4 protein-coding genes are annotated in these 3,675 nt (G+C 68.8%); 3 read left to right on the top strand and 1 reads right to left on the bottom strand.

What is annotated here, in order from left to right; genetic code table 11:
- Window positions 1-247 precede the first annotated feature (247 nt).
- From A9W96_RS09810 to A9W96_RS09820, 3 genes are all read left to right on the top strand, one after another.
- A complete protein-coding gene (locus A9W96_RS09810; protein ID WP_067139358.1) occupies window positions 248-1,183 on the top strand; it encodes an enoyl-CoA hydratase in 936 nt (311 codons plus the stop codon).
- Between the two features lie 101 nt (window positions 1,184-1,284).
- Window positions 1,285-2,121 (top strand): SDR family oxidoreductase, encoded by an 837-nt coding sequence (locus A9W96_RS09815; protein ID WP_066881019.1) that lies wholly within the window; start codon window positions 1,285-1,287, stop codon window positions 2,119-2,121.
- Window positions 2,122-2,135: 14 nt separating this feature from the next.
- The gene (locus tag A9W96_RS09820; protein ID WP_066866211.1) at window positions 2,136-2,927 is read left to right on the top strand and encodes an SDR family NAD(P)-dependent oxidoreductase; all 792 of its coding nucleotides are present in this window, start codon (window positions 2,136-2,138) and stop codon (window positions 2,925-2,927) included.
- Window positions 2,928-3,098: 171 nt separating this feature from the next.
- Here the strand turns inward: A9W96_RS09820 and A9W96_RS09825 are convergent.
- The coding region (locus A9W96_RS09825) for a LytR C-terminal domain-containing protein (protein ID WP_197499472.1) at window positions 3,099-3,675 on the bottom strand (577 nt) is incomplete at its 5' end.

Consider the following 3,675-nt stretch of genomic DNA (forward strand, 5'->3'; position numbering starts at 1 on the left):
CAGGTCGTGGTGATGTTCTTGATCCTGGGCTCGGTCGCGGCCACCACGGTGGTCGTCGGGATGGGCATCGTGCGGCTGGTGTTCACCCGCGACCACCGGCTGCTGCCGCTGGCGCGGCGGCCCGAGAGCGCCCGATGAGAACCATGCTCTGCGGCGCCCGCCACCCCATCACCCCAGCGCGGGCCCGGTTACACACTGGCCGTAATCTGTAAACAAGGCCAATTCAACGACGAACGAGGTGGGCTCAATGACAGTCTCCGAGCAAGCCGACGCCGGGGCGGCCGACGCCAACGCCCCGGAGCTGGTGGCCTACGAAACCCTCGATGAGGGCCGCATCGCCCGGATCTGGCTGAACCGGCCCGATGCCCACAACGCGCAGAGTCGCGGCCTGCTGGTCCAGCTCGACGAGGCGTTCGGCCGCGCCGAGGCCGACGACACGGTTCGCGTGGTGATCCTGGCGGCCCGGGGCAGGAACTTCTCCGCCGGCCACGACCTGGGTTCCGAGCAGGCACTGGCCGAGCGCGCGCCGGGGCCGGGGCAGCACCCGAGCTTCCGTTCGCGCGGGGCCACCCTCGAGCCGATCATGGAGAAGCTGTACCACCAGGAGTGGCACTATTTCTTCGAAAACACCTGCCGCTGGCGGGATCTGCGAAAGATCACCATCGCCCAGGTTCAGGGCAACGCGATCTCGGCCGGTTTGATGCTGATCTGGGCGTGCGATCTGATCGTCGCGGCCGACAACGCGAAGTTCAGCGACGTCGTCGCTGTCCGGCTGGGTATGCCTGGTGTCGAATACTACGCCCACCCTTGGGAGTTCGGTCCGCGCAAGGCCAAAGAGCTGCTGCTGACCGGTGATTCGATCGACGCGGACGAGGCGCACCGGCTGGGCATGGTCTCGAAGGTCTTCCCGGTCGACGAATTAGAGGAGAAGACACTGGCTTTCGCGCGACGCATCGCCGAGCGGCCCACGATGGCGTCGTTGCTCATCAAGGATTCGGTCAATGCCGCCTCCGACGCGATGGGCTACACCGAGGCGCTGCGGCACGCGTTCCACGTGCACCTGTTGGGGCATGCACACTGGGCGGCGTTCAACGAGAACCGGTGGCCGGTTGGTCAACCGCCGCACGTCGAGGATTGGCGTGACGCGAAGCCGACGAAGGTGGCCCGCCGCGATACGCCGTAGCGTCGCGCCGCCGAGCCGTAACGAGACCGGGGGTAGCGATATTCACCCCGAGGGGACATGCTTCTATAGCTAGAACCTGTTCCAGTTCGAGAGGGCCTCGCGTGCAGCTATCTTTCCAAGACCGGACGTATCTGATCACCGGCGGCGGCAGCGGAATCGGCAAGGGCGTGGCCGCAGGCCTGGTTTCGGCCGGGGCCTCCGTGATGATCGTCGGCCGCAACCCGGACCGGCTGGCGGGCGCCGTCGAGGAAATCGAGCCGCTGGCCGTCGACGGCGGCGCCATCCGCTACGAGCCCACCGACGTCACCAACGAGGACGAGGTGGCCCGCGCGGTCGACGCCGCCACGGCGTGGCACGGCCGCCTGCACGGGGCGGTGCACTGCGCCGGTGGCTCGCTGACCGTCGGGCCGATCACCCACACCGACTCCGAGGCGTGGCGAAACACCGTCGACCTCAACATCAACGGCACCATGTACGTGCTCAAGCACGTCGGGCGCGAATTGGTGCGCGGTGGCGGCGGCTCGTTCATCGGGATCTCCTCGATCGCGGCCAGCAACACCCACCGCTGGTTCGGGCCCTACGGGGTCACCAAGTCGGCCATCGACCACATGATGATGCTGGCCGCCGACGAACTCGGAGAGTCGTGGGTGCGGGTCAACAGCATCCGCCCCGGCCTGATCCGCACCGATCTTGTTGACGCAAGCGTGATTCAGTCGCCGGAGATCAGCGCGGACTACGCGCTGTGCACGCCGCTGCCGCGGGTGGGCGAGGTCGAAGACGTCGCCAACCTGGCGATGTTCCTGCTCAGCGACGCGGCCGCCTGGATCACCGGCCAGTGCATCAACGTCGACGGCGGCCACATCTTGCGCCGCGGCCCCGACTACTCCTCGATGATGGTGCAGATGTTCGGCCAGGACGCGCTGCGCGGAGTGGTCTGAGCCGGGAGAATCGCATGAAAAGGCTTGAGGGCAAGAGGATCCTGGTGACCGGCGCCGCGTCGGGCATCGGGCAGGCCACCGCGCTGCGCTTGCTGGACGAGGGCGCCGCCGTCGCGGCCTCCGACGTCGCCGCCGACGGCCTGGACAACACCCGGGCGCGGGCCGACGAGGCCGGCACCGCCGACCGGCTGACCACCCTGCCGATGGACGTGGGCAGCGAGGAGTCCGTGATCGACGGGGTGCGCGTGGCCGTCGAGCAGCTGGGTGGCCTCGACTCGCTCGTCAACGCCGCGGGCATCCTGCGGGCCGCGCACACCCACGAAACCAGCCTCGAGCTGTGGAATCGGATCGTCGGCGTGAACCTGACCGGGACCTTCCTGGTGGTCCGCGAAGCGCTGCCGTCCCTGCTGGCCAACTCCCGCAGCGCGGTCGTCAACTTCAGCTCCACGTCGGCCTCGTTCGCCCACCCCTACATGGCCGCCTACGCCGCGAGCAAGGGCGGCATCCAGGCCTTCACCCACTCGCTGGCGCTGGAATACGCGCGCGACGGCCTGCGCGCGGTATGCGTGGCGCCGGGCAGCATCAAGTCCGGAATCACCGACGCCACCGGCGGATATATCCCCAAAGACGCTGACTGGTCGCTGTTTTCGAGGCTGATGCCGGTGCTGCCCACCTCCGTCGAATCCAGCGGCACCGGGATGGCCGAGCCCACGGCCGTCGCCGGGGTGATCGCCATGCTGGTGTCCGACGACGGCGCGTTCATCACCGGCACCGAGATCCGCATCGATGGCGGCACGCATGCGTGATGGCGGCGACCCGCCGCGCCCGGCTCCGCCGCGCTTGCGATCACCGCGCAGCCTGATGGCGGCGACCCGCCGCGCCCGGCTCCGCCGCGCTTGCGATCACCGCGCAGCCTGATGGCGGCGACCCGCCGCGCCCGGCTCCGCCGCGCTTGCGATCACCGCGCAGCGTGATGGCTAGTTGACGCAGGGCACGCCGCCGCCATCGATCGGCTTGCCCTGATCGGGCGTCGGGTAGGTCGTGGTCGTGCCGTTGTAGTAGTAGCTCTTGGCCTTGGTCGACGTGGTGCTCGAGCTGGTGCTCGTCGTGTCGTCCATCTGCGTCTCGTCGGGGGTGGGCATCGTGAAATTGGTGTCCACGGTCAGGCGGATGTGTCCGGGCTGCACCCTGGGGCTGGGCTGCTTCGGCGCGTCCACGCCGAGCAGGTTGGCCAGGTTGAGCGCATCGGTTTGCGCGCCGGCGCCGTACTCGACCGTCGTGGAGGTTGGGTCGCCGGATTCGCGGTCGCGGACCTGACCCGGGGTGTAGCCCTTCTTTTTCAGCGCGCGGGATACCTCGGTGGCCAGACCGCTCATGCTGCCGGCGTTGACCACGTCGACGACCGTGGTGGGATCCGGCTTCACGGCGGTGGTGCTCGGCGCGGTCGTCGTCGTGTCGGCCCCGATCGCCGCCGCCACCTCCGCCTTGATCGCCGCCGGGTCGACGATGTTGACGTCCTGGCCGTCGATGTTGTCGTAACGCACCACCGGCAGC

This window comes from Mycobacterium sp. 1245852.3 (assembly GCF_001669335.1).
GTDB lineage: Bacteria > Actinomycetota > Actinomycetes > Mycobacteriales > Mycobacteriaceae > Mycobacterium > Mycobacterium europaeum_A.

Coding starts and splice junctions, on each gene's coding strand:
- A9W96_RS09820 (WP_066866211.1), top strand. CDS start 2,136: ATGAAAAGGCTTGAGGGCAAGAGGATCCTGGTGACCGGCGCCGCGTCG.
- A9W96_RS09810 (WP_067139358.1), top strand. CDS start 248: ATGACAGTCTCCGAGCAAGCCGACGCCGGGGCGGCCGACGCCAACGCC.